The 24,733-nt window shown below is 72.1% G+C and carries 20 protein-coding genes; 5 read left to right on the forward strand and 15 right to left on the reverse strand.

What is annotated here, in order from left to right; all coding sequences use genetic code 11:
• Window position 1: 1 nt before the first annotated feature.
• The 4 genes from cydC to U5C87_RS06945 are packed head-to-tail and all read right to left on the reverse strand — an operon-like array spanning window position 2 to window position 6,223.
• A complete protein-coding gene (gene cydC, locus U5C87_RS06930; protein ID WP_330475882.1) occupies window positions 2-1,891 on the reverse strand; it encodes a thiol reductant ABC exporter subunit CydC in 1,890 nt (629 codons plus the stop codon).
• Window positions 1,888-3,627: a thiol reductant ABC exporter subunit CydD gene (cydD, locus tag U5C87_RS06935; protein WP_330475883.1), complete on the reverse strand. Its 1,740-nt coding sequence runs from the start codon at window positions 3,625-3,627 to the stop codon at window positions 1,888-1,890. The genes cydC and cydD overlap by 4 nt, the downstream gene beginning before the upstream one ends.
• 51 nt (window positions 3,628-3,678) lie before the next feature.
• Entirely contained in the window at window positions 3,679-4,728 is a 1,050-nt protein-coding gene (gene cydB, locus U5C87_RS06940; RefSeq protein ID WP_330475884.1) for a cytochrome d ubiquinol oxidase subunit II, read from the reverse strand.
• A gap of 16 nt (window positions 4,729-4,744) precedes the next feature.
• On the reverse strand, window positions 4,745-6,223 hold the full coding sequence (locus U5C87_RS06945) for a cytochrome ubiquinol oxidase subunit I (protein WP_330475885.1): 1,479 nt from the start codon (window positions 6,221-6,223) through the stop codon (window positions 4,745-4,747).
• 157 nt (window positions 6,224-6,380) lie between these two features.
• Between U5C87_RS06945 and U5C87_RS06950 the strand changes: the two genes are divergently transcribed.
• A complete protein-coding gene (locus U5C87_RS06950) occupies window positions 6,381-6,749 on the forward strand; it encodes a GntR family transcriptional regulator (protein WP_330475886.1) in 369 nt (122 codons plus the stop codon).
• Window positions 6,750-6,775: 26 nt separating this feature from the next.
• Here U5C87_RS06950 and U5C87_RS06955 read toward each other — a convergent pair whose 3' ends face one another.
• Complete coding sequence (locus U5C87_RS06955; RefSeq protein ID WP_330475887.1) at window positions 6,776-6,997, reverse strand: hypothetical protein; 222 nt, start codon at window positions 6,995-6,997, stop codon at window positions 6,776-6,778.
• A 253-nt stretch (window positions 6,998-7,250) separates the two neighbouring features.
• On the opposite strand from U5C87_RS06955, the gene U5C87_RS06960 reads away from it, so the two are divergent.
• The gene (locus U5C87_RS06960; protein ID WP_330475888.1) at window positions 7,251-7,577 is read left to right on the forward strand and encodes a hypothetical protein; all 327 of its coding nucleotides are present in this window, start codon (window positions 7,251-7,253) and stop codon (window positions 7,575-7,577) included.
• A 74-nt stretch (window positions 7,578-7,651) separates the two neighbouring features.
• On the opposite strand, the gene U5C87_RS06965 is transcribed toward U5C87_RS06960, so the two are convergent.
• The 6 genes from U5C87_RS06965 to U5C87_RS06990 all read right to left on the reverse strand — a co-directional run bounded on the left by U5C87_RS06965 (window position 7,652) and on the right by U5C87_RS06990 (window position 13,997).
• Window positions 7,652-8,434 carry a DUF402 domain-containing protein gene (locus U5C87_RS06965; RefSeq protein ID WP_330475889.1) on the reverse strand — a complete coding sequence of 261 codons (783 nt, stop codon included), beginning with the start codon at window positions 8,432-8,434 and terminating at the stop codon, window positions 7,652-7,654.
• Between the two features lie 106 nt (window positions 8,435-8,540).
• Window positions 8,541-9,881 (reverse strand): phenylacetate--CoA ligase PaaK, encoded by a 1,341-nt coding sequence (gene paaK / locus U5C87_RS06970; RefSeq protein WP_330475890.1) that lies wholly within the window; start codon window positions 9,879-9,881, stop codon window positions 8,541-8,543.
• Window positions 9,882-10,004: 123 nt separating this feature from the next.
• Entirely contained in the window at window positions 10,005-10,904 is a 900-nt protein-coding gene (locus U5C87_RS06975; RefSeq protein ID WP_330475891.1) for an amino acid ABC transporter ATP-binding protein, read from the reverse strand.
• Window positions 10,904-11,845 (reverse strand): amino acid ABC transporter permease, encoded by a 942-nt coding sequence (locus U5C87_RS06980; protein WP_330475892.1) that lies wholly within the window; start codon window positions 11,843-11,845, stop codon window positions 10,904-10,906. Before U5C87_RS06980 ends, U5C87_RS06975 begins: the two co-directional genes overlap by 1 nt.
• An 8-nt stretch (window positions 11,846-11,853) precedes the next feature.
• Window positions 11,854-12,756 (reverse strand): ABC transporter substrate-binding protein, encoded by a 903-nt coding sequence (locus U5C87_RS06985; protein WP_330475893.1) that lies wholly within the window; start codon window positions 12,754-12,756, stop codon window positions 11,854-11,856.
• Window positions 12,757-12,962: 206 nt separating this feature from the next.
• Window positions 12,963-13,997: a ScyD/ScyE family protein gene (locus U5C87_RS06990; RefSeq protein ID WP_330475894.1), complete on the reverse strand. Its 1,035-nt coding sequence runs from the start codon at window positions 13,995-13,997 to the stop codon at window positions 12,963-12,965.
• A gap of 474 nt (window positions 13,998-14,471) precedes the next feature.
• Between U5C87_RS06990 and U5C87_RS06995 the strand changes: the two genes are divergently transcribed.
• Window positions 14,472-16,058, forward strand: a complete 1,587-nt coding sequence (locus U5C87_RS06995; protein ID WP_330475895.1) for a DEAD/DEAH box helicase — start codon at window positions 14,472-14,474, stop codon at window positions 16,056-16,058.
• 149 nt (window positions 16,059-16,207) lie between these two features.
• Here the strand turns inward: U5C87_RS06995 and paaI are convergent, their stop codons facing one another.
• Window positions 16,208-16,696, reverse strand: a complete 489-nt coding sequence (gene paaI, locus U5C87_RS07000) for a hydroxyphenylacetyl-CoA thioesterase PaaI (protein WP_330475896.1) — start codon at window positions 16,694-16,696, stop codon at window positions 16,208-16,210.
• A complete protein-coding gene (locus U5C87_RS07005; RefSeq protein ID WP_330475897.1) occupies window positions 16,693-17,937 on the reverse strand; it encodes a 3-hydroxyacyl-CoA dehydrogenase NAD-binding domain-containing protein in 1,245 nt (414 codons plus the stop codon). Before U5C87_RS07005 ends, paaI begins: the two co-directional genes overlap by 4 nt.
• Before the next feature lie 105 nt (window positions 17,938-18,042).
• Between U5C87_RS07005 and paaN the strand changes: the two genes are divergently transcribed.
• The gene (paaN, locus tag U5C87_RS07010; RefSeq protein WP_330475898.1) at window positions 18,043-19,767 is read left to right on the forward strand and encodes a phenylacetic acid degradation protein PaaN; all 1,725 of its coding nucleotides are present in this window, start codon (window positions 18,043-18,045) and stop codon (window positions 19,765-19,767) included.
• A gap of 55 nt (window positions 19,768-19,822) precedes the next feature.
• Window positions 19,823-21,100 (forward strand): MFS transporter, encoded by a 1,278-nt coding sequence (locus U5C87_RS07015; protein WP_330475899.1) that lies wholly within the window; start codon window positions 19,823-19,825, stop codon window positions 21,098-21,100.
• Between the two features lie 22 nt (window positions 21,101-21,122).
• Here U5C87_RS07015 and U5C87_RS07020 read toward each other — a convergent pair whose 3' ends face one another.
• Together U5C87_RS07020 and U5C87_RS07025 are read right to left on the reverse strand one after the other, a co-directional pair.
• A complete protein-coding gene (locus U5C87_RS07020) occupies window positions 21,123-21,503 on the reverse strand; it encodes a DUF1304 domain-containing protein (RefSeq protein ID WP_330475900.1) in 381 nt (126 codons plus the stop codon).
• A gap of 235 nt (window positions 21,504-21,738) precedes the next feature.
• Window positions 21,739-24,732 (reverse strand): SMC family ATPase, encoded by a 2,994-nt coding sequence (locus U5C87_RS07025; protein WP_330475901.1) that lies wholly within the window; start codon window positions 24,730-24,732, stop codon window positions 21,739-21,741.
• Between the last annotated feature and the right edge of the window lies 1 nt (window position 24,733).

Here is a 24,733-nt window from a genome sequence, read left to right on the forward strand (position 1 = left end):
TCTACCGACGTGGGGGGTCGGGTTCGTGCGTGCGGTCGTCCGGCCGGACGTCCGTTTCTGCGGTGTGCTGAGCGGTGTTCGGAGACATCGTCGCCGATGGACGGCGCCGCACCTGCACGACGTGGTCGAACAGGTCGGCCCCGTCGTCGCGGTGGGTCACCATGATGATCGTCTGCGGAGGCGTCCCCGCAGCCTCCCCCTGGGACGTACCCGGTGCGCCGCCACCTCTGGTCAGGTCCTCGACGACGGCGCGGGCCGTCGGCGGGTCGAGGTGGGCGACGGGCTCGTCGAGCAGCACGACGGGTCGTTTGCTGACGTGGGCCCGGGCGATGCCGAGGCGGGCGCGCTCGCCCCCCGAGAGACCGCGACCGCCTGCGCCGAGGGTCGTGTCGAGCCCGTCGGGCATCGCGTGCAGCAGCGGGGTGAGCCCGGCCGCGCCGAGAGCCCGCTCGAGGTCGGCGTCGTCGGCGTCGGGGCGGGCGAGGGCGAGGTTGGCGCGCAGCGAGGTGCTGAAGACGTGCGTCTCGTCGTCGACGACGGCGATCCGGGAGCGGGTCTGCTCGAGGGGCTGGTCGAGGGCGTCGGCGCCGCCGAGCAGGTAGGTCCCACCGGACGGGTCGAGGTGGCGCGCGAGGACGGCGAGCAGGGTCGACTTGCCGCTGCCGTTGGGACCCGTGATCGCGATGCGGCTGCCGGCCGGCACGTGCAGGTCGGTCGCCGTGAGGTCGGTGCGGGCGCCCGTCCACGAGGCCGTGAGCGCTCGCGTCTCGACGTCGCTGCGGTCACCGCTGGCGTATGCCGTGTGCCCGGCCGGGGTGCCCGACGCGTCCTCTTGCGCCTGGTCGGGCGAGGACGCCTCGAGGGTTTTGGGCTCGGCCGCGACTGCGGGAGCCAGGTCGAGCAGGGCGTCGATGCTGCGCTCGCTGCCGCGGGCCCGGGCGAGGGCACGCATGGCGTCGACGAGCGGGGTGATCGCCTCCGAGACCGCGACGGGCGTGAGCACGAGCAGGGCCTTGACGGGGGTCGAGACGGGCAGGTCGCGAGCGATGACCGCCGTGACGGCGACGGCTGCGCCGACGGCGACGAGGAAGAGCGAGGCCGCGGTCGCGCGACCGGCGCTGATGCGGCGCGTCACCCGGTCGAGGGCCGCGTGGGCGTCGTCGAGCCAGCCGAGCGCGGTCGTCCAGCCGCCGACGGCGCGCAGCTCGCCGGCCTGGCTGGCCATGAGCTCGCTGACGCGCGTCACCTCGGCGCGAGCTGCGAGCAGCTCCGGGAGCGAACGGGACTCGAGGCGGGCCGCGAGGGCGCTGACGAGGCACACGACGACGCCGAGGCCGAGCATGACGAGACCGACGGGCAGCGCGAGCGCCATCGTCAGGGCGATGACGATGCCGCCTGCCACGGCGGTCGAGATAGCGGGGACGGTGACGCGCACCTGGGCGTCGACGACGTCCGTCAGGTCGTCCACGACGCCGGTGAGCACGTCGGCGCGGCGACGGCGCCCGAGGCGGGCCGGGGTGAGGGGGATGAGGGCCTCGTAGGCCGAGGTGCGGCGCTCGGCGAGCAGGCGCAGTGCGGCGTCGTGGCTCGTCAGGCGCTCCCAGTAGCGGAAGACCGGACGCGCCATGCCGAAGGCGCGGACGGCGACGATCGCGGTGAGCAGGGTGAGGATGACGGGCCGCTCGGAGGCCCGGACGATGAGCCAGCCCGACGTCGCGGTGAGGGCCATGCCCGAGGCGGTCGCGATGCCGCCGAGGAGGCCGCCGCGGACCGTGCCGGCCGAGGGCCACCAGACCCGCCGCCGCTCACCGGCGGTTCGAGGTGACGCCGGCACCGACGTGGGGCGCGCGATCACCTCGACGCGCGGGTCGGGGGAGGAGGCGGTGCTCATCGTGTCCCCTCCTCTCCAGCGGTTCGAGGTGATGGCGGCACGGACGTGGGGCGCGACATCACCTCCACCGGCGAGGCGTCTGCGACGGCGAGGACGACGTGGTGGTCGGCGTGGGCGAGCAGCTCGTCTCGGTGGGTCACGGCGATGACGACCCGGCGCTCGGCGAGCTCGGCCACCACGGCCGCGACGTGGGCCGCTCCCTCGGGGTCGAGGTGGGCGGTCGGCTCGTCAAGGAGCAGCAGCGTCTCGGGCGCGAGCCAGGCGCGCGCGAGGGCCAGGCGCTGGCGCTGCCCGGCCGACAGCCCGAAGCCGTCGTCGCCGAGGTCCGCCGACAGGCCACCGGGCAGCGCGGCGACGACGCCGTCGACCTCGACCGCGCGCAGGGCCTCCCAGAGCTGGTCGTCGGTGGCGGGGTGGCCGATCGTCAGGGCGGAGCGCACCGAGCCGGTCGCCAGGAACGGGCGCTGCGTCACGTAGTGCGAGGCCGGGGCCTCGACCGTGCCCGCACCCGGCCGGCGCAGTCCGGCGACCAGGTCGAGCAGCGTCGACTTGCCGACCCCCGAGGGGCCGGTCACGACGGTGAGCCCGGGCCCGGCCGCGAGGTCGAGGTCACGGACCACGGGAGCCGGCGACCCGGCATACGCGTAGGTGACGCCGGTCAGGCGCACCCGCCCGACCGCGCCGGCGCCCCCACCCCCGCTTGCCCGACCGAACGCAGCGTTCGACGGCGAACTCAGTGCTCCAACAGCGCTTTCGGCACCGAACGCGGCGTTCGGTGCGGAAGCCGGGGTGGGGGTCGGGGTGGGCTCGAGCTGGGCGAGGATCGCGTCCAGGGCGACCGCGCCGTCGGCGGCGGCGTGGTACTCCGCGCCGACCCGGCGCACCGGCCAGTAGGCCTCGGGCGCAAGCAGGATCGCGACGAGGGCCGGCCCGAGGGCCATCGACCCGGTCGAGAGCCGCAGGCCCACGGTGACCGCGACGATGGCGACGGAGATCGTCGCGAGCAGCTCGAGGGCAGCCGACGAGAGGAAGGCGATGCGCAGCGTCTCCATCGTGGCGCGCCGGTGCCGGTCGCTGACCTCGCGAACGGTCGTCACCTGCCGCCGCGCGCGGCCGTACGTCACGAGCGTCGGCAGGCCGCGGACGACGTCGAGGAAGTGGCCCGACAGGGCTGCGAGGGCGGACCAGCGGCGCTCTGTCGACTCGGCCGTCGCCTTGCCGATGAGGGCGGCGAAGACCGGCAGCAGCGGCAGGGTCAGCACGACGACGAGCGCGCTCGGCCAGTCGACGACTACGAGCGTGGCGATGGCGAGTGCCGGCACGACCGCGGCGGTGACGAGCGTCGGCAGGAAGCGGGCGGCATACGGCTCGACGGCCGCCGTGCCCGCGGTCGCGAGCGACACGGCTGCACCGGGCTCGAGCCGGGCGTCCGCGTCGACGGTGCCCCAGCGCCGCAGCAGCGCCGCCCGCAGCGCCGACGACACAGAGACGCCGGCCCACGCCGCGACCCACTCGGTGGCGGCGGCGAGCACGGCCCGCACCGCGAAGAGTCCGAGCAGCCAGGCGAGCGGGGTGACGAGGTCACGCCCCTCGACGACGGCCACGACGACCGCCGACAGCGCGAAGGCCGTGGCGATCGTCGCCAGGCCGCTCGCGATGCCGGTTGCAGCGAGGACGGCGACGGGCCTCCGGGCGGCGGGGACCGCCCGGAGGAGGCGTGGGTCGAAGGGCTTCACGGAGTCCGTGCTCTCTTCAGTGTCGGGTGATGGGTGGCCGGCTGTCGCGGGTCAGTGCGACACCGTCTCGAGCGGTGCGTCCTCGGGAATGTGCTTGACGGTCAAACGCTTCCGGAAGACCCAGTACGTCCAGCCCTGGTAGAGCAGGACGATCGGCGTGAAGACCAGCGCGACGATCGTCATGACCTTGAGCGTGTAGTCGGTGCTCGACGCGTTGTCGATGGTGAGGTTCCACGCCGGGTTGGTCGAGCTGGGCATGACGTTGGGGAAGAGCACGAGGAAGTACGTCGCGACGGCCATGGCGATGGTGACGGCGGTGCCGATGAAGGCCCAGCCCTCACGCCCGGCACGGTTCGCCGCGAGCCCGCCGAGGAGCGCGACCGCGGCGACGACGGTCGTGACCCACGAGGCGAGCTTGCCGTCGGTGAGGCCGATCCAGAGCAGGAGGGCGACCGCCAGCACCGCGGCGACGACGCCGACGCGCTCGGCGATCTGGCGCGCCTCGTGGCGGATCTTGCCGTCGGTCTTGAGGGCGATGAAGATCGCGCCGTGCGTGAGGAAGAGCGCGACGAAGACGAGGCCGCCGAGCAGTCCGGCCGGGGTGAGCAGCGTGAAGAGGTTGCCGGTGAACTCCTTGTTCGCGTCGATCGGCACACCGCGCACGATGTTGGTCAGCGCGACGCCCCAGAGGAGCGCGGGCACGAGCGAGCCCCAGAAGATCGCCTGGTCCCAGCGCGCCTTCCACTGGGCCTCGGGCCGCTTGTGGCGGTACTCGAAGCCGAGGTTGCGCAGGATGAGGGCGACGAGGATGAGCAGCAGCGGCAGGTAGAAACCGCTGAACAGCGTTGCGTACCAGTGCGGGAAGGCCGCGAAGGTCGCGCCGCCGGCCGTGAGCACCCACACCTCGTTGCCGTCCCAGACCGGGCCGATGGTGTTGAGCAGGACGCGGCGGCGCTTCTCGGCGTCGACGGCGTCGGAGGCGTAGCGCTTGCCGCCGAGGACCGGCAGCAGCATGCCGACGCCGAAGTCGAAGCCCTCGAGGACGAGGTAACCCGTCCACAGGACGCCGAGGACGATGAACCAGAAGGTGGCGAGATCCATTGCAGCTCAGCCCTTCTCAGTAGGCGAAGACGAGGGGTGCGTCCTCGTCCCGGTCGGCGGGGTCCTGCGGCTCCTCGAAGGGCTCGGCCCCCTTGCGGACGTAGTGCAGGAAGAGCTTGATCTCGACGACGGCCAGCGCCCCGTAGAGGAGGGTGAAGACGACCATCGACGTGATGACCTCGCCCATCGAGACGCCGGGGGAGACGCCGTTGGCCGTCGTCATGAGGCCGAAGACGAGCCAGGGCTGGCGGCCGACCTCGGTGAAGATCCAGCCGAAGCTGTTGGCGAAGACGGGAAGGAGCGGAGCGGCCACGGCGGCATACGCCAGCCACTTCGAGGTGGGGGTGCGGCCCTTGCGGGTCAACCAGAGCACCGCCAGCGCGATGGCGACCGTCGCCATGCCGAGCCCGATCATGAGACGGAACGACCAGTAGGTGGTCGGGATGTTGGGCACGAAGGCGGTCGCGACGTCGGCGACGCGGGGGTTGCCGCTCGCGCCGTACGTCTGGGCGTACTCGGCCTTGAGGTCGTTGATGCCCCGGACGGCGCCCTTGAAGTCGCCGGTCGCGAGGAAGCTGAGCAGGCCGGGGACCTCGATGAGCGCGTTGGCGTGGGACCCGTCGAGCGAGCCGATCGTCAGCACGGAGAAGGGTGCTCCCTGGCCGGCGGGCACGGAGTCGTAGAGCGCCTCGGCGGCGGCCATCTTCATCGGCTGCACCTCGGTCATGATCTTGCCCTGCACGTCGCCGGAGATGATGACGCCGACGGCGGCGACGAGAGCGAAGACCGCGCCGATGCGCGTGGCCCGGCGGTACATCGGGGCGTCGGTCCGCGCGACGTCCTGCGCGTCGTCGGCAGCACGCTTGGCCTCGCGGCGCATGAGCCACAGAGCGACACCCATGACGACGCCGGCGCCGGCCATGTAGGCCGACAGGACGACGTGCGGGAAGGTGACGAGCTGGACCTTGTTGGTCAGCACCGCGAAGAAGTCGGTGAGCTCGGCGCGGCCGCTCGCCTTGTTGTAGGTGTAGCCGACCGGGTGCTGCATGAAGGAGTTGGCGGCGAGGATGAAGTACGCCGAGAGCACCGTGCCGATGTGCACGAGCCACATCGTCGTGGCGTGCAGCTTCTCCGGCAGCCGGCCCCACCCGAAGATCCACAGGCCGAGGAAGGTCGACTCGAGGAAGAAGGCGAGCAGCGCCTCGATCGCCAACGGGGCACCGAAGATGTCACCCACGAAGCGTGAGTAGTCGCTCCAGTTCATCCCGAACTGGAACTCCTGCACGATGCCGGTCACGAGACCGAGCGCGAAGTTGATGAGGAAGAGCTTGCCGAAGAACTTGGCCAGCCTCATCCACTCCGGGTTGTGCGTGCGCACCCAGGCGGTGTGGAAGACGGCGACGATGAGGGACATGCCGATCGTGATCGGCACGAAGAGGAAGTGGTACACGGTGGTGATGGCGAACTGCCACCGTGCCAGGTCCGTTGCATCCATTGGGACTCCGCGAGGGTCGCGCCAGAACTACATTACGTAGTAGATGCTAGCGGGTGCCTCGTTGGCTCACCCCGCCGGTGTCCAGCGTTGGGGCGTGACGCCGCTCACGCGCGGGTTCGGCGTTGACACGGCCGCGCGCCGCTGCCTTACTTCCCGGGTGACCGAACTGGACGTCGTCGTCGACCCCGCCTCCCACGAGCCGCCCTACCTGCAGCTGCGGTCCCAGATCGAGGCGCTCGTCCGCTCCGGCCGCCTCGTCCCGGGCGACCGGCTGCCCACCGTCCGGGCGCTCGCCGCCGACCTCGGGCTCGCGGCCAACACGGTGGCGCGCGTCTACAAGGAGCTCGAGGCCGCGGGTCTCGTCGAGACGCGCGGCCGTGCCGGCACGGTCGTCGCGTCGGGGGAGCATGCCGCTGCGGCCGCGCTCGACGTTCTCGCCGCTCGTTTCGTCGCGGCGGCCCGCGAGGCGGGGGTGCGCGACGCGGCCGCCGTCGAGATCGTGCGTCGCGCGCAGCGCAACAGCTGACCGAGGGCGTATGCCGTGTGCCCGGGTCAGGCGTGCCGGACGGGCTGGGTGCCCACCGGGCTCTGGGACTCGTTGCGCGACAGTGGAACCGGTCGACTGAGCGGGTGCAGGATCCGGGCGACCGTCGGGCGGGACGACCGGTCGCGGGCGCGTCGGCGCGCGGGTGCGGCGACGGGCTCCGGAGCCGGCTGGGTGTTCCTGACGGCCCAGGCGCCGGCGAGACGTGCGGCGTGCGGGGGGATGGTCATGACGTGCTCCTCGGGTCGGCCGGGCGGACATTGGGTCACACCCGACAGTCAGAGCCGACAACCGGCGTGCTGATACCGCGCAACGGCAGACCCTGCGAGTCCGAGCACCTGTCGGTGCACATTCGTGCAGCGAGGAGCCGTTCGCAGGGCGGACGCGGGCGACTCGCTGCGAAGGTGCCGCTGACCGTTCGCTGTCTGGTGCCCCGCGGAGTCGCGGAGCGGCGCGAACGGCGACACAGGGAAGGAACGAGAAATGCGCAACACCATCGTTCGGATCGCCGTCGCGTTGATGGCGGTCCTCGGCATGACCGCGGTCGTCGCGTCACCCGCCTCGGCGATCACCCGGGTCAGCTGCTCCAGCAGCACCCTCCACACCCACTCGATCTCGGGTGACACGTGCTGGTCCGGCACGGGAACCGCCTGGGTGACGCTCTACCGCGTGACCCTCGTGGACGCGGGCAGCCGGTCCGGCTACGTCACGTACGACACCTTCAGCGGCACGCGCAAGACCACCTACTTCCAGGCGTACGACATGGTCTCCCTGCCCGAGGTCACGGTCCGCGTCATCTACCGCAGCTGACGACCTCCTCCAGTCGCTCGGTGGAGTCCTGTCGTCGCCCGTGCTTCGACAGGACTCCACCGTCCGACCGGCGGTCAGTCGACGAGGTCGATGTCCCAGCACTCGTCGTCGCGCAGCGCGGGAGTCGTCCACGCGGGGTCGGGTCGCCACCGGGTCCATGACTCGTCGAAGGGCCAGTCGCCGGCCGCGAAGGAGGCCCGCGCGTGGCGGCCGTTGTGCCGGATCGCCTCGGCCTGCTCGGCCGTCCCCCGACCCTGCTCGACGGCCGCCTCGAGCTCGTCGGCGTCCTTGACGTTGACCGTGCCGTCGGCCTCGATCCAGAGGTCGAGCACGTGGTCGCCCGTGCACGTGTCGCGTCCGTCGCGACGGTGGGCGGTCTCGAGGTTGACGTACCACCCTTCGAACGTCCAGCGGTCATGCGCCGCAGGGTCGCCCGGGTGATCGCCCTCGGGCACGTCCCAGAAGAGCCAGACCGACCACGGCAGCTCGGCCGGGGCGATGCGCAGGATGCCGGCGCCGCGCCAGCGCGTCCGGGCCTGCACGCGCTGCGCGTCCCGGAGGAACCGCTCGGCCATGGGCACGTCACGCAGGTCCGAGCCGTCGGCATACCTCTTCGTCAGCTGCACCGTGCCGGGCGCGAGCCACGCGACCAGGCCCTGCTCGTCGTCGCGCACGACCCGCATCGGTGCGACGCTCTCGGGGCGTCCGGGACGCCAGCCGAGGTCCCGGTAGCGCCACATGACCTCGTCCCCGGCGTCGAGGAACGGCGGGACACCGAGGGGGCGGGCGCCCTCCGGCGGCCACACGGGGTACGGCGCAAGCACCGGGGCAGCGGACAGCGGTGGGGTGTCGGGCACGCGCCCCACCCTACGAGCCGCGGTCAGCTCGTCGGCGTCAGCCGGCCCGCGGCGATCCCGCGACCGGACCTCGTCGGGCAGCCGGCACGCGCGGCGCGGTGCCGGCTCAGCCGCGGGGTCGCTCGTCGACGATGCGACGGGCCTTGCCGATGGAGCGCTCGATCGTGCCGGGGTCGCGCACCTCGACGCGGCACGTCGTGCCGATGTGGGTCTTGATCGCGTGCTGGAGCGTGCGCGCGATCTCGTCGGCGGTGCCCGCCTCGAGGCGCGCGAGCGGCTCGACGAGGACGGTGAGCTCGACCATCCGGCCGGGCTGGGTCAGCACGCACTGGAAGTACGGCGACAGCCGCGGCTCGGCGAGCACGTGCTCCTCGATCTGGGTCGGGAAGACGTTGACGCCGCGGATGATCATCATGTCGTCGGTGCGGCCGGTGATCTTCTCCATGCGGCGCATCGACGGGACGGCCGTCCCGGGCAGCAGCCGCGTCAGGTCGCGGGTGCGGTAGCGGATCACGGGCATCGCCTGCTTCGTCAGCGATGTGAAGACGAGCTCGCCGACCTCGCCGTCGGGCAGCACCTCCTCGGTGATGGGGTCGATGACCTCCGGGTAGAAGTGGTCCTCCCAGATGTGCAGCCCGTCCTTCGTCGTCGCCGCCTCCTGCGCGACGCCGGGGCCCATGACCTCCGAGAGGCCGTAGATGTCGACGGCGTCCATGCCGGTGCGGCGCTCGATCTCCTGGCGCATCGACTCGGTCCACGGCTCGGCGCCGAAGATGCCGACCTGCAGGCTCGTCGCAGCGGGGTCGATGCCCTCGCTCTCCATCTGGTCGAGCAGGCTGAGGAAGTAGCTCGGCGTCACCATGATGACCCGCGGCCCGAAGTCCTGGATGAGCTGCACCTGTCGCTCGGTCATACCGCCGCTGACGGGCACGACCGTGGCGCCGAGCCGCTCGACGCCGTAGTGCGCGCCGAGACCCCCGGTGAACAGGCCGTAGCCGTAGGCGACGTGGACGATGTCGCCGGGGTGTCCGCCCGCGAGGCGGATCGAGCGGGCCATGAGGTCGGCCCACGTGTCGATGTCGCGCTTGGTGTAGCCCACCACGGTGGGACGGCCGGTGGTCCCCGAGCTCGCGTGCACGCGTACGACCTGCTCGCGGGGCACGGCGAACATCCCGAAGGGGTAGTTGGCCCGCAGGTCCGCCTTGGTCGTGAACGGCATACGACTCACGTCGTCGAGCGACTGCAGGTCGTCGGGGTGGAATCCCTTGGCCTCGAACGCAGCCCGGTAGTGCGGGACGTTGTCGTATGCCGCGTGCACGGTTCGCCGGAGACGCTCGAGCTGGGTGGCGCGCAGCTCGTCCACCGACATCGTCGGGATCTCGTGATCCGGCAGGCCCGGCTGGGCGGGCTGGTCGGCTGGGCGGGTGGCGGCTGACTCCGTCGTCATGGCCCCATTGTGCCCACCCCGCGCCCGGATCACCCCGGGGCCCGCCCGCCCCCCCGAAAGCCGAGTGGGCACTCTCACCCGGGGGTGAAAGTGCCCACTCGACGGTCGAGAGACCGCGGACGCTCAGACGTCGGCCGTGGTGGTGGTCGTGCCGGTGCTGGTGGCGTCGGCACGTGCCTCGTCGTCCTCGGTGCGCATGCGCTTGAGGAACGTCCGGGTCCGCTCGTGCTGCGGGTTGCTGATGACGTCCTTGGGCTTGCCCTCCTCGACGACGACCCCGCCGTCCATGAAGACGACGTGGTCGGCGACGTCGCGGGCGAAGCCCATCTCGTGCGTCACGACGATCATCGTCATGCCCTGCTTGGCGAGCTCGCGCATGACGAGGAGCACCTCGCCGACGAGCTCGGGGTCGAGCGCCGACGTCGGCTCGTCGAAGAGCATCAGCTTGGGGTCCATCGCGAGGGCGCGGGCGATCGCGACGCGCTGCTGCTGGCCGCCGGAGAGCTGTGCCGGGTAGGAGTCCGGCTTGTCGCCGAGACCGACCTGCTCGAGCAGCTCGAGCGCCCGGGCCCGTGCCTTCTTCTTGTCGACGCCCCGCACCTGGACGGGGGCCTCCATGACGTTCTGGAGCGCCGTCATGTGCGGGAAGAGGTTGAAGCGCTGGAAGACCATGCCGATGTCGCGGCGCTGGGCAGCCACCTGCTTGTCGGTGAGGTGGTGCAGGTGACCACCCTCCTCGCGGTAGCCGACGAGGTCGCCGTCGACCCAGATGCGGCCGCCGTCGATGGCCTCGAGCTGGTTGATGCAGCGCAGGAAGGTCGTCTTGCCCGAGCCGGACGGCCCGAGCAGGCAGACGACCTCACCACGGTGCACGTCGAGGTCGATGCCCTTGAGCACCTCGTTGCCGTGGAAGCTCTTGAGCACGTTGACCGCACGCACGAGCGGCGCGTCCTCGCCGGTGCGCGAGCGTTCGTGCGGCTGCGAGGACTCCGCGGTCGTGCTGGTGGTGGTGTTGTCGGACATCAGGCGCCTCCTGCCCCGGCCGGACGGGCGAACCGCTTGTTGCTCGGGGTGCCGAAGCCGCGCCCGAAGCGCTTCTCGAGGAAGTACTGCCCGACCATGAGCACCGACCCGACGATGAGGTACCAGGCGGTGACGGCGACGAACGCCGGCATGATCAGCAGCGTCCGGTTGCCGATGGCGCTCGTCTGGTAGTAGAGCTCGGTGATGACGGGGATCGCCGAGAGCAGCGAGGTGTCCTTGACCATGGCGATCGTCTCGTTGCCGGTCGGCGGCACGATGACGCGCATGGCCTGGGGGAGCACGATGCGGCGCATGGCCTGGCCCCGGTTCATGCCGAGCGCCGACGCCGCCTCGGCCTGGCCCTTGTCGACCGACAGGATGCCGGCGCGTGCGATCTCGGCCATGTAGGCGGCCTCGGACAGGCCCAGGCCGATGATGCCGGCGAGGAGCGTGCTCGAGAACTGGTTGACGTTGAGGGTGAAGAAGGTGAAGTCGCTCGACAGGCCCATGAACGAGGCGAGCTGCTGGCCGAACGGGAGACCGAAGTCGAGCCGGTTGTAGAGGAAGCCGACACCGCTTCCGATCATGGCGAGCAGGACGAGGCGCGGGATGCCGCGGAAGAACCACGTGTAGACGAACGAGACGCCGCGCAGGATGGGGTTCTCCGACAGGCGGAGGACGGCGATGATGATGCCGCCCACGATGCCGATGACCATCGAGCCGATGGTGCCGATGATCGTGCCCTTCCAGAGCCCCTCGAGCACCGGGGTCTGGCGCATGATCTCGAGTGCCTTGGGGAAGTTCCAGCGTTCGTTGGTCAGGAACGAGCTGACGAGCATCGCGACGAGCACGAGGATCACGGCCAGCGCGACCCAACGGCCGGGGTGCCGGACCGGCCGGGCGTCGATGACGCCCGGCCGGTCGGTGGTGGTGTCGGTCATCCGCGCGCTCAGGGGTTGAGGGCGAAGTTGTCGATGGCGCCGGCCTCGACGGAGTACTTCTTCAGGGCCGCCTCGTAGCTGCCGTCGGCCTTGCTCGCCTTGAGCGCGTCGACGAGGAGGTTCGCGAAGTCCGTCTGGTCCTTCGGCACGACGTAGCCGTAGGGAGCCGAGTCGTAGATGTCGCCGAGCGCCTCGAGCGAGCCCGTCTGCTTGACGGCGTAGAGGCCGACCGGCGAGTCGGCGAGCATCGCGACGGTCTTGCCGCTCGCGACGTCGGCCGTGACCTGGTCCTGGCCGGTCTGGATGACCTGGGTGATCGCGGGCTTGCCGGCGTCGGTGCACTTCTTGCTGCGGGCGGCGAGGTCCTCGGCCTGCACGGTGTCCTTCTGGGCGCCGACGCTCTTGCCGCAGACGTCGTCGATGCTGACCTTCTGCGGGTTGCCCTTGGCGACGACCCACTGGGTGCCGGCGCTGTAGTAGCTCACCATGTTGACCTGCTTCTTGCGGTCGGGGTTGATGGTGAAGCTCGAGACACCGACGTCGTACTTGCCGCTCGTGACGCCGAGGATGATGGTGCCGAAGCCCGCCGGGACGTACTCGGTCTTGAGGCCGAGCTTGGCGGCGACGGCATTGAAGACGTCGACGTCGAAGCCCTCGACGGTCTTGCCGTCGGAGCCCAGCATCTCGTTGGGCGCGTAGGTCGGGTCGGTGCCGACGACGATCTTGCCGGCCGACTTGAGCTTGGCGGGGACCTTGGCGGCGAGGGCCTGGTCGACGCCACCGCCGGCCGAGGTCCCGGCCGGCGTGCTGCCTGCTCCCGGGTTGGTGGACAGCGAGTCCGAGCCGCAGGCTGAGAGCGTGAGGCCGGCGGCCATGAAGCCGGTGACGGCGATGAGGGACATGCGACGCATCAAGTGGGTCCTTCCGGGGACAAGCTGGTCGATCGGGGCAGGCGCGGCGGTGCGGCTGCTGATGCGGCCGATCCTGCCATCTTTCGCTGCGAGTTCCCACGGATGCGACCGAACCGTTAGCGGGCCCACAGGGACGCCCCGGGCGCTGTGCCCGGGGCGTCCCCGATCGCTCCGATCGTTCCGATTGCGTATGCCGTCCGGCCGGGTCAGCGCTTGAAGCGCTGCACCGAGCCCGGACCGCCCGTCTCGAAGTCGGCGAGCTGGCCGACGTAGAGGTAGGCGCCGTGGACCTCGACGGCGAGCGGCCGGTCGAGCGAGACCGCCGTCGACCGCGAGCCGTTCACGAACTTCGTGACCTTGCCGGCGAAGAGCTCGGTGGCGTAGAGCGTCCCGTCGGGTGCGACGGCGATGTTCGTCGCACCGAGCAGGCCGCTGGCGACGATGGAGCGGTGGCCGCTCGTGTCGTAGCGGTAGACCTTGCCGCGGGCTCCGAGGACGGGGCTCTCGGGACCTCCGGGCAGCACCGAGACGAACATGTTGCCGGCCTGGTCGAACTCGACGTCGGTCGGGACCGGCTCGAAGGCGTAGGTCACCCCGGCGAGGCAGTCGAAGGCGCCCGGAGGCGCCCCGAACTCCGCGGCGAGGCCGGCGGCCATCTCCGCCGTCAAGGTGATCGGCTGCGGCGGAAGGACCGCCGCGGTCGAGACGTGACCGCCCTCGTCGACCTTCATCACCGTGTTCATGCCGGCGTCCGCGACGTACCAGCCCGACGCGCTCCACGCGACGGAGTACGGGTGCGAGTCGAGGGCGCCGGTGTAGGTCGCCGCACCGCCGGTCAGTCCGCCGAGGATCTGCTCGGCGCACGGGTTGCCGCCCGCGACGATGCCGTAGGTGTTGACGGAGTCCGGGTTGTGCGCGGCCTCGTAGCCCACGAGGTCGCCGAAGACGTCGCTCGCTCCACGGGAGTGGATCGTGAGCCCACCCTCGGTGTGCTCGTCGTTGCTCCACGCGTACGCGTACGACTTCCCGTCCGGTGAGAAGTGGGCGCCGGCGAGGCCAGGCGCCTGCGCCAGCGGCGTGTCCGAACCCACCTTGGACAGGGTCCCGAAGGCCCCGTCGGCGACGTAGACGTTCTGCTGGTTGACCGCGAGGTTGAACGGCCCCAGCTGGAAGTCCGAGAGCACCTTGTGCCAGTTGGCGCTGCCCGCGGAGGCCTGCGGCGCCCCGACTGCTGCCGTCACGGCCACGGCCAGACCGCACGCCGCGGTGGCGAGCAGCCTCGAGCGAGTGCGTGTTTGCGTCCTGCTCCCTGTCTTGTGGTGCATGTGTTTCCCCATCTCGATGTCAAGGGAAGGGCCCGCCCCCCGAACCGTGCCGCCCCCTGCGGCGTCCTCGACGTCGTGGTTCCGACGGTAGGCAAGGCTGTGGCGCCCGTCACACGTTTTGTTGGGATCGCGGCCGCCGTATGGGAGGTCTGTCCCAAAGGCACCGAAGATCCGCTGCGGTCCGCGCCTGTGGACGGCCGGTGCGGGGCACGAGACTCCCTCGGGTAGCATGGAGACCAGCGGCCCGCCCAGTTCTGCCTCGGGCTGCTTCTTCTTGGCCGGGCGGAGTGTTCGCCGGCCCCGTCGATTCGCTCTTGCGCCGCGACACCTCACAGCTGAGGCCGTCGCGCCGGGCAGAACGACCGCATCCACTTATTGGAGTACCCACCTGTGTCCACTGACTCCAACTTCGCCGTCCTCGGCGTGCCCACCCACCTCGTCACCGTCCTTGACGACCTCGGCATCACGGTGCCGACGCCGATCCAGGCCGCGACGCTGCCCGACTCGATCGCCGGGCGCGACGTCCTCGGCCGTGGCCGCACCGGCTCCGGCAAGACGTACGCCTTCCTGCTGCCGCTGCTCACGCGCCTGTCCCAGTCGGGCGGCCGTCGCCAGGCGCGCCGTCCCCGGGCCCTGATCCTCGCGCCGACGCGCGAGCTCGTCACGCAGATCGACACCGCGATGGCCCCGCTGGCCAAGGCCCTGGGCCTGAACTCGCAGACGATCTTCGGCGGCGTCGGCCAGAACCCGCAGGTCCAGGGCCTGCGCGCCGGTGTCGACGTCATCGTCGCCTGCCCCGGTCGCCTCGAGGACCTCATGCAGCAGGGTCACGTCTTCCTCGACGGCATCGAGATCACCATCCTCGACGAGGCCGACCACATGGCCGACCTCGGCTTCCTCCCCGGCGTGCGCCGGATCATGGAGAAGACCCCGCCGAAGAGCCAGCGGCTGCTCTTCTCGGCCACGCTCGACGGCGCGATCAACGTCCTCGTCAAGCGCTTCCTCAACAACCCCGTGACGCACGAGGCCGACTCGGCCCAGTCGCCGGTCTCGACGATGAGCCACCACGTGCTCCACGTCGACAACGGCTCGCACCTTCCCGTGCTGCTGGACCTCACTGCCGCGCCGGGTCGCACCGTCGTCTTCACGCGCACCAAGCACCGGGCCAAGAAGCTCGCCAAGCAGCTCAACGCCTCGGGAGTTCCGGCCGTCGAGCTGCACGGCAACCTCAGCCAGGGTGCCCGCACGCGCAACATGGACGACTTCCACTCGGGCCGCGCCCAAACCCTCGTCGCCACCGACATCGCCGCCCGTGGCATCCACGTCGACGACGTCGCGCTCGTCATCCACGCCGACCCGCCGGTCGAGCACAAGGCCTACCTCCACCGCTCGGGCCGCACCGCCCGTGCCGGCAACGACGGCACCGTCGTCACGATGATGCTCGACGACCAGGTGCGCGACGTGCGCGACCTGACGCGCAAGGCCGGCATCAAGCCGACCACGACGCGCGTCCAGCTCGGACATCCGCTCCTGACGGAGCTCGCCCCCGGCGACCGGTCGTATGCCGGTGGCCTCGTCCGCGAGGAGGCGCCCGCGGGTGCCGGCGGCGGACGCGGCGGCAACGGTGGCGGGGGCGCCGCTGGTGGCCGTGGCCGTGGCCGTGGTCGCGGCGGCAACGGCGGGGCGTCCGCCGGTGGCCGTGGTGCCGGTTCCGCTCGACCGGCCGGCGAGGGTGGTCGCGGTCGTGGCCGCGGCGACGAGGGCTCGGGCCGTGCGCCCGGTGCCGGTCGTGGCGCCGGCGGTGGCCGTGGTGGTCAGGCGGCCGGTGGCCAGGGCGGTCGTCGCTCCGGTGGTGCCGGTAGCGCTGGTGGTGCCGGTCGTCGCGGCGGCTCCTCGACCGTCTACTCGACGAGCAGCGGTGGCAGCGCCGCGTCGTTCTCCGCCGGCACCCGTGCCGGCGGCCGCCGCTCCCGCTGACCCCAGCACCCACCCAGCTCTTCAACCGTCGAGAGGCCAAAGTTTGCGGCCTCCGACCAGTCGAGAGGCCAACGTTCGTCACGAACGTTGGCCTCTCGACGTCGGCACACCCACGAACTGTGGCCTCTCGACGTGCGGGGGCCGCGGCGTCAGGGGCGGGGACTCGCGAGCGTGCGGCTGCGACCGCGGAACTCGGCGATGATCTGGCCGTCGGACTCGCGCTTGACCGTCACGTCGGTGATGCCGCTGCGCCCGAACGCCGAGCGCACGTGGCCCTCGGCGACGAGCACGTCCCCGAGCCGCCCCGGCGCGGTGAAGGTGATGTCGGCCCCGGCCGCCACCGTGAGGCGCCCCTGCGAGTTGCAGGCGAGCGCGAAGCACGAGTCGGCCAGGGTGAAGATGTAGCCGCCGTGGCAGATGGCGTGTCCGTTGACCATGTCGTCGCGGATCGCCATCCGCACGACGGCGTGGTCCTGCTCGACGGTGACGGCGTCCATGCCGAGCCGGCGCGAGGCCTCGTCGTCGGCCCACATCTGCCGGGCGAAGGCGACCCCGGCGTCCTCGGCGTCCTTGTCGTTCGAGGTGATGTCGGTGGGCACGTCGGTGCCGGTTTCACCTCGACCGGGGGCGTCGCTCACGACAGGCTCCCGTCGGTCAGGGCCGGGCTCGGCCGGTAGCGGCCACCGGGGTAGGCCTCGTCGAGCTCGGCGAGCTGCCGGGCGACGACGTCGAAGCCGATCTCGCGGCCCCACTCGATCGGGCCTCTCGGGTAGCGGGTGCCGAGCCGCATCGCGGTGTCGACGTCGTCGGCGCTCGCCTCGCCGCGGGCGACGAGGTCGACGGCCTCGTTGACGAGCATCGCGAGCGTCCGGGCGAGCGGGTCGGTCGCGATCGGTCCGCCGACGAGTCGGCCGGCGAGCTCGAGGTCGGGCTCGCCGCCCTCCGCCGAGGCGTCCACCGAGCCGTCGGCCGCATACGCGTAGACCCCTCGCCCCGACTTGCGGCCGAGCCGGCCGGCCTCGACGAGCTCCTGCTGGAAGGCCGTCGGCGTGTAGCGCTCGTCCCGGCCCGTCTGCTCCCACACCGAGGTGCCGACTGCGAGGTTGACGTCCTGGCCGATGAAGTCGGTGAGCTCGAGCGGACCCATCGGGAAGCCGCCCTTCTCGCGGAGGATCCAGTCGACCGTGGCCGCGTCGGCGATGCCGGCCTCGACGATGCGCTGCGCCTCGCCGTAGAAGGGGCGCGCGACCCGGTTGACGATGAAGCCGGGCGTCGAGCGGCACCGGACCGGGGTCTTGCCCCAGGCGTTCATGAGGGCCACGGCGTGCTCGACGTAGGCGTCCGCCGTGCGCTCGCCGCGCACGACCTCGACGAGCTTCATGACGGGTGGCGGGTTGAAGAAGTGCAGGCCGAGCACGCGCTCGGGATCGGTCACCTCGTCGGCGATGCCGTCGATGTCGATGCTCGACGTGTTCGTGGCGAGGACCGTGTTCGGGGGTTGGCGGTCGGCGAGCTCGGCGAAGATGCGGCGCTTGAGGTCGAGGTCCTCCGGCACGGCCTCGATGACGAGCCCGCAGTGCGGCAGTTGCTCGACTGACTCGGCCGGGGTGATCCGCTGCAGCACCGCCGTCGCGTCGTCGGCCGAGAGCCGTCCCTTGTCGACGAGGCGCGACAGGGCGCTCCCGATCCTCTCGACGGCGGCGGCCGCCGAGCCGGGGACGGCATCGACGAGCGTGACGGCGTGGCCGGCGCTCGCCGCCACCTGGGCGATGCCAGCGCCCATCGCGCCGGCCCCGACGACGCCGACGGGGCCGAACGACGACCCCTCGTGCGCCGTGTCGTGGTGGGTGCGGTCGGGCTCGGTGACGTCCGTGTCCATGGCGGCCATCCTGCCGTCTCGCCCGCCCCGAGTGTGCGGTGGGCGGTCGCCGGAGCGCGCCACACGGCATACGACCGCGGGGTGCGCCGGGGCTAGCATCGACCCGTGACTGCACCGGCAACGACGCCCACCCACCCCCTGCTCGACGCGCACGCGGGAGTCCTCGACGAGATCCGTCAGGCCCTGGCGAGCCGCAGCTGGTACTCCCGCTACCCCGAGTCGCCGAGCCCGCGCGTCTACGGCGAGACCGCCGCCGCCGACGGGCTGGCCGCGCACGAGGCGCACCTGGACACGGCGTATGCCGGCCTGTCGAGCCAGCCGACCGACGGCACCTTCGTGGGGAGCGAGGTCTCGCCCTACGGACCGACGCTCGGCGTCACCTACCCGGCGCTCGACCTCGACGCGGGGCTCGCGGCCGCGCGGGCGGCGATGCCGGCCTGGCGTGACGCGGGTCCGCAGGCGCGGGCCGCGGTGTGCGTCGAGATCGTCGACCGCATCAACAAGCGCAGCTTCGAGATCGCCAACGCCGTCATGCACACCTCGGGCCAGCCGTTCGTCATGTCCTTCCAGGCCGGGGGCCCGCATGCCCAGGACCGCGCCGTCGAGGCGATCGCGGCGGGGCTCGTCGAGCAGGAGCGCGTGCCCGCGTCGGTGGTCTGGGAGAAGCCCGGCCGCGACCGCGAGGGCAAGCCGGCGCCGACCCGCATGCAGAAGGACTACCGCCTCGTGCCGCGCGGCGTGGCGCTCGTCATCGGCTGCAACACGTTCCCGACGTGGAACGCCTACCCCGGCATCTTCGCCTCGCTCGTCACGGGCAACGCGGTCGTCGTCAAGCCGCACCCGCGCGCCGTGCTGCCGCTCGCGATCTCCGTCGAAATCGCGCGCGAGGTGCTCGCCGAGGCGGGCTTCGACCCGGCGCTCGTGCAGCTCGCCGCCGAGGCGGACGGCCAGGGTCTGGCCAAGACACTCGCCGAGCGCGACGAGGTCGCGATCATCGACTACACCGGCGGCCCGACGTTCGGTGCCTGGCTCGAGGAGTCGGCGGCCGCGCACGGCAAGCTCGTCTACACCGAGAAGGCCGGCCTCAACTCCATCGTCGTCGACTCGACCGACGACCTGCGCGGCATGCTCGGCAACCTCGCCTTCAGCCTCACGCTCTACTCCGGCCAGATGTGCACGGCGCCGCAGAACCTCTACGTGCCCGAGGGTGGCATCGACACCGACGAGGGGCACCTGGGTTTCGACGAGTTCGGCGAGCGCCTCGCCGGCGCCGTCGGGCGCCTGACCGGTGACGACGCCAAGGCCGTCGAGCTGCTCGGCGCCACCGTCAACGACCAGGTGCGCGACAACGCGGACTCGCTCGCCTCGATCGCGCAGGACGCCGACGGTCGCGTCGTGCTCGACTCGCGCCGTGTGACGCACCCGGCGTATGCCGATGCCGTCGTCCGCGCGCCCGGCCTCGTCGCCGTCGAAGCCGCCCGCGAGGACGTCTACACGCAGGAGTGCTTCGGGCCGGTCGGCTTCCTCATCCGCACCGCCTCGACGGAGCAGTCGCTCGCGCAGCTCGCCGACACCGTGCGTGAGCACGGCGCGATGACGGCCGCCGTCTACTCGACGGACGAGTCGGTGCTCGACGCGGCGCGCGACGCCGCGGCCGAGGGCGGAGTTGCCCTGTCCGAGAACCTGACCGGCCAGATCTTCGTCAACCAGACGGCGGCGTTCTCCGACTTCCACGGCACGGGCGCCAACCCCGCCGCCAACTCCGCCTACACCGACGCCGCCTTCGTCGCGAACCGCTTCAGGGTCATCACGTCGCGTCGTCACGTCTGAGGCGCGGGTGGTCCTCGCTCCAGCCTCGCTCGACCGGGCAGCCTTGCAGCGCAGGGTGGTTCGGACTCTCGTCGGCTCCCAGATCCTCAGCGGTGTTGGGATGGCGTGCGGCATCGCGGTCGGCGCCCTCCTCGCCGAGGACCTGAGCGGCACCGAGGCCCTGGCGGGCGTCGGCAGCACCGCCCAGGTGCTCGGCACGGCGCTGCTGACGATCCCCGTCGCACGGGCGACGGCCGCGCGCGGCCGCCGCGTCGGGCTTCGCTGGGGCCTGGCGGTGGCGTTCGTCGGCGCCGCGCTAGTGCTCGTCGCCGCCGTCCTGCGCTCGTTCCCGCTCTTCGTCGTCGGCATGTTCCTCTTCGGCGGCGGCACGACCGCCAACAACCAGACGAGGTATGCCGCAGCCGACCTCGCCGCTCCCGTGCACCGTGGTCGTGACCTCTCCATCGTCGTCTGGGCGACGACCATCGGGTCCGTCGCCGGCCCGAACCTCGTCGGCCCGGGCAAGGCGCTCGCGCACGCCCTCGGGCTGCCCGAGCTGGCCGGGACGTTCCTCTTCTCGCTCGTCGGGTTCGTGCTGGCCTGGGTCGTCGTCGACCGCCTGCTACGGCCCGACCCCCTGCTCACGGCCCGCGCCCTCGACGCCGCCGCTCGTGAGGAGACCCGCCGGGCGGCGGAGCCGGACCTCGTCGCCGACCCGGCGTCCGGGGGAGTGGCCGACGTGCCCAACCACGACGGGTCGATGCGACGCGGCCTCGCCGTCGTGCGCAGCAACCCGCGGGCGCTGCAGGCGATGCTCGTCATGGCCCTCGGCCACCTCGTGATGGTGAGCGTCATGGTCATGACGCCGATCCACATGAAGCACGGTCACGCCGAGCTCGAGGTCATCGGCTTCGTCATCTCGGTCCACATCCTCGGGATGTTCGCCCTGTCCCCGCTCGTGGGTGCCGCGGTCGACCGCTGGGGCGCTCCGCCCGTCGCCATGACCGGCGGTGTCGCGCTGACGCTCGCGTCCCTGCTCGCCTCGCGGTCCCAGGCCGGCTGGTCGGGCCTGCTGCTCGTCGCGCTCTTCCTGCTCGGGGTCGGCTGGTCGTGCACGCTCGTGTCGGGGTCGACCCTGCTGACGTCGGTGGTCGCCACCGACGAGCGCCCGGCGACGCAGGGTTTCGCCGACGTGCTCATGGGGCTCGCCGGAGCAGGGGGAGGCGTGGCGGCCGGCGTGGTCGTCGGGTCGCTCGGCTACTCGGCGCTCGCCTCCGGGTCCGCCGTCGTCGGCGTCGTCATCCTCGCCGTCGGCGCTGCGCGCGTGCGGCACACCGCGGCCGAGCTCGGCTGAACTCGGCTGAGCTCGGCTGAGCTCAGCCGAGCAGGGTCAGCACGAAGCCGATGAGCGGCAGCGTGCCCTGGGTCAGCGCGGCGCGCAGGTAGCTGCGGCCGGTGGTCACGAGGACGGATGCGGCGAGCACCATCGACGCGGTGCAGAAGAGCACCAGCGTGCGACCGGCCGTGTCGTGGCCGGTCCACCAGAGGACGAGCCCGAGCCCGGCGCCGAGCCCGAGGAAGAGGTTGTAGAAGCCTTGGTTGTAGGCCATCGACCGGGTGACGTCGGCCGCGGCCTGGTCGGCGACGCCGAAGCGCTTCCAGACCTCTGGCCGGGTCCAGCCGACGCTCTCCATCCAGAAGATGTAGACGTGCAGCAGTGCGGCCAGCCCGACGAACACGCTCGCGGCGATCCTCATGCTCGGATCGTAGGCCCCGTCGGGTGGCCCCGCCGTCCCACTCGTCCCACGTCGACCGTGTCGCTCGTCCGTGTGGCTCGCTCGCTCGAGTGGGCCCCGCGGCCCCACCTGTCCCAACCGTCGTGGGACGGCGGGGCCACTCGACGCAGAAGCGGGTCGACGGGTGTGACGGCGGGGCCACTCGACGTGGGAGTGAGTCGAGCGGGAGGGGCGCGTCGGGCGGAGGGCGGGAGGGTCAGGCGGTGATGCGCAGGGTGCTCGTGCGGTCGGGCTTGACGAGCACCTCGATGCGGTCGGCGACCCGGGACTTCAGCTCCGTCACGTGGCTGACGATGCCGACGGTGCGTCCGCCCTCGCGCAGTCCCTCGAGGGTGTGCATGACGTCGTCGAGCACGTCGGGGTCGAGGGTGCCGAAGCCCTCGTCGACGAAGAGCGTGCCGAGGTCGACGCCCCCGGACTCGGCCCGCACGACCTCGGCCAGCGCGAGAGCGAGGGACAGCGAGACGTAGAAGGTCTCGCCGCCCGAGAGCGTGCCGACCTCGCGGACCTGGTTGGTGTGCATGTCGTGCACGCGCACCCCGAGACCCGACTTGGCGTTGCCCTTCTTCGCGTCGGTGTGCTCGAGGGTGTAGCGGCCGCCGGAGAAGCGGCCGAGCTCGGCGTTGGCCGCCGAGAGCACCTCGGTGAAGCGCCGGATGAGGACGTACTTGGCGAGGTCGAGGTTGAGCTGGTTGTCGCCGTTGCCGGCGACGAGCTGGCTGACCCGCACGGCGTCGGCGGTCTCGGAGATGACGGCGGCATTGCGAGCCCTCGCCTCGCGCACGTCGGTGACCCGTCGCTTGGTGCGGGTCACCTGGTCGCGGAGGCTGCCGTGCTCGTTGGTCGCGGCCTCCATCTCCTTCTTGGCTGCGGCAGCGAGGGCCTCGAGCTGCTCGATGTCGTCGAAGAGGGCGTCGAGCTGGACGTCGGCGAGCTCGGGGCCGGTGAGGCCGGCCCGGACCTGGGTGCAGGCGCGCTCGAACTCGGCGATCTCGCGGGTCTTGGCGTTGATCCACTCGGCGCCACGGTCGGCCGCCATCCACTCGGCGACGTCGGCGAAGCCGAACTGGGCGAGGTCGGCGTCGCGCGCCGCGGTGTCCTCGGCGACCGACGCGGCCGCGACGTCCCGCTGGCCGAGGGCGTCGACGAGGGCGTCGATGCGGGCGGCGCGGGCGACGAGGTCGTCGCGCCGGGCCGTGACACTCGGGTGACCGTCGCGAGCGATCTCGACGACGGACGTCTCCTCGGCGATGCGCCCCTCGAGGTCGGTGGCCGACTGCTCGGTGCGGGCGAGGTCGGCGCCGAGGCGGCCTGCCTGCGTGGAGAGGGTGTCGACGCGGTCGCGCAGCTCGGTCAGGCGAGCCGCTCCCGCCTCGACGTCGGCGCGCGCCCGCATGGACTCCGCGAGCTCGCGGGCCGCGTCCTCCGCGCGCGACCGGGCCGTGGCGACGTCGAGCCCGTCGCACCGGGCCGCCAGCTCACGCACCTCGGACCGGAGGTTGCCGAGGGCCTCGGCCGCGAGGGCCGCCTGCTCACGGAGGCGGACGACGCTACCCTCCTCGGACTCGATCTGCTCGGGGGTCACGGCATCGAGGGTCGGGTGGGCCGGCGACGGGTGTTCGAGCGACCCGCACACGGGGCACGGGTCGCCCGCGACAAGGGAGAGCCCTAGCTCTCCGGCGATGCCGTCGATGCGGGCTCGGCGCAGCCCTGCCAGGGCGGTCTCGGCGGTCGCGACCGCCGACAGGGCCTCCGTCGCCACCGACTCGGCGCGCGGCACGCGGGCCAGGGCGGCCTCGTGCGCGACGGCGGCCTCGAGCCTCTCCTTGGCTCGCTCGCCCTCGTGCGCGCGTCCGTCGAGGAGCGCGGCGACGCGTCGGGACTCGGTCAGCGCCTCCTCGTGCGTCGCGATCGTCAGGGGGAGGGCCTCGAGCTCGGTCGTCACGGCCGTCACCGACCGGTGCAGTCCGTCGAGCCGCTCGCGCAGCTGCCTCAGCTGTGCGACGCGGGCGGGCAGTGCGTCCTCGAGGGTGATCGCGCCGGTCAGCGACCCGACCACCTCGCGAGCCTGCGCCGCGGCCTCGCGCAGGGCGGCGGGACCGTGGTCACGCAGGGCGGCGTCGACGCGCGCACGGGCTTGGGTCAGCGCCGCCTCGGCCCGCTTGAGCGAGGCCTCGGACTGGGCCAAGGTGCGCACGGCGCCGGCGACGGGCCGGGCCTGTCGAGCCCGGGCCACCTCCTCGCCGAGCTGCTGGAAGGCGACCGCCTGCTTGCCGAGGTCGTGCTCCTGCTGCTGCAGCTGGAGGAGGCGCTCGCGGCGATGCATGCGCAGCCGCGCGTCGCTGACCATGTCGGCCATCTGCTTGTGGGTCTCGATGGCCTCGCGGCTCGCCTTGCCGGCGTGGCGCTCTCGGGTCGTCAGCTCGTCGACGACCTGGGCCAGCTCGGCGTCGAGGGACTCGGGGGCGGTGCGGCTCAGGGCCTCGAGCACGTCGCGGCGCTCGGTCTCGAGACCGGCCGAGACGGCGAGGGCGTGCACGGCGAGCCGGATCTCGTCGACGGCCGACTGCCGCCGGGCCTGGGCGACGCGGCCCGCCTCGACGATCTCGTCCTGGACCCGCCGGAAGAACGCCGTGCCGAAGACCTTCTCGAGGAGCTTGCCCTTGTCCTCGGACCGGGCGCGCAGGAAGGTCGCGAACTCACCCTGCGGCAGGATCACCGTCTGCACGAACTGGTCGCGGGTCAGGCCGACGGCGCGGGTGATCTCGTCGTCGCAGTCGCCGATGTTGGTCGAGAGCAGCTCGCCGCCCTCGAGGTCGTCGGGGGTCTGCAGCCGCCACAGCTTGATGGTCGGCTGCTGCACGGTCGTGCCCTCGCCGCGCGACTTGGGCCGCTCGAAGCGGGGCGTGCGCTGCACGCGGTAGAGCCCCGACTGGGTCTCGAAGACAAGCACCACCACGGGCACGGTGCGCGGGTCGGCGTGGTGGGAGTGGATGCGCTCGACGTCGGCCGAGGCCTGCGCGACCTTGCCGTAGAGCGCGAAGGTGATGGCGTCGATGATCGTCGACTTGCCCGAGCCCGTGGGGCCCTCGAGCAGGAAGAGGCCGGCGCGCCCGACGGTGGTGAAGTCGATGACCTCCGTGCCGGCATACGGCCCGATGGCCGTCATGGACAGGTGGTGCAGCTGCACG

Origin of the sequence: Terrabacter sp. C0L_2 (assembly GCF_036352015.1) — a bacterium.
Taxonomy (GTDB): domain Bacteria; phylum Actinomycetota; class Actinomycetes; order Actinomycetales; family Dermatophilaceae; genus Terrabacter; species Terrabacter tumescens.

Excerpts from the sequence above, each read along its gene's own strand:
- U5C87_RS06980 (WP_330475892.1), bottom strand. The coding sequence starts at position 11,845 with ATGACCGACACCACCACCGACCGGCCGGGCGTCATCGACGCCCGGCCG.
- paaK (WP_330475890.1), bottom strand. The coding sequence starts at position 9,881 with ATGACGACGGAGTCAGCCGCCACCCGCCCAGCCGACCAGCCCGCCCAG.
- cydB (WP_330475884.1), bottom strand. The coding sequence starts at position 4,728 with ATGGATCTCGCCACCTTCTGGTTCATCGTCCTCGGCGTCCTGTGGACG.
- cydC (WP_330475882.1), bottom strand. The coding sequence starts at position 1,891 with ATGAGCACCGCCTCCTCCCCCGACCCGCGCGTCGAGGTGATCGCGCGC.
- U5C87_RS07020 (WP_330475900.1), bottom strand. The coding sequence starts at position 21,503 with ATGAGGATCGCCGCGAGCGTGTTCGTCGGGCTGGCCGCACTGCTGCAC.
- U5C87_RS07005 (WP_330475897.1), bottom strand. The coding sequence starts at position 17,937 with ATGGACACGGACGTCACCGAGCCCGACCGCACCCACCACGACACGGCG.
- U5C87_RS06945 (WP_330475885.1), bottom strand. The coding sequence starts at position 6,223 with ATGGATGCAACGGACCTGGCACGGTGGCAGTTCGCCATCACCACCGTG.
- U5C87_RS06955 (WP_330475887.1), bottom strand. The coding sequence starts at position 6,997 with ATGACCATCCCCCCGCACGCCGCACGTCTCGCCGGCGCCTGGGCCGTC.
- U5C87_RS06985 (WP_330475893.1), bottom strand. The coding sequence starts at position 12,756 with ATGCGTCGCATGTCCCTCATCGCCGTCACCGGCTTCATGGCCGCCGGC.
- U5C87_RS06975 (WP_330475891.1), bottom strand. The coding sequence starts at position 10,904 with ATGTCCGACAACACCACCACCAGCACGACCGCGGAGTCCTCGCAGCCG.
- U5C87_RS06960 (WP_330475888.1), top strand. The coding sequence starts at position 7,251 with ATGCGCAACACCATCGTTCGGATCGCCGTCGCGTTGATGGCGGTCCTC.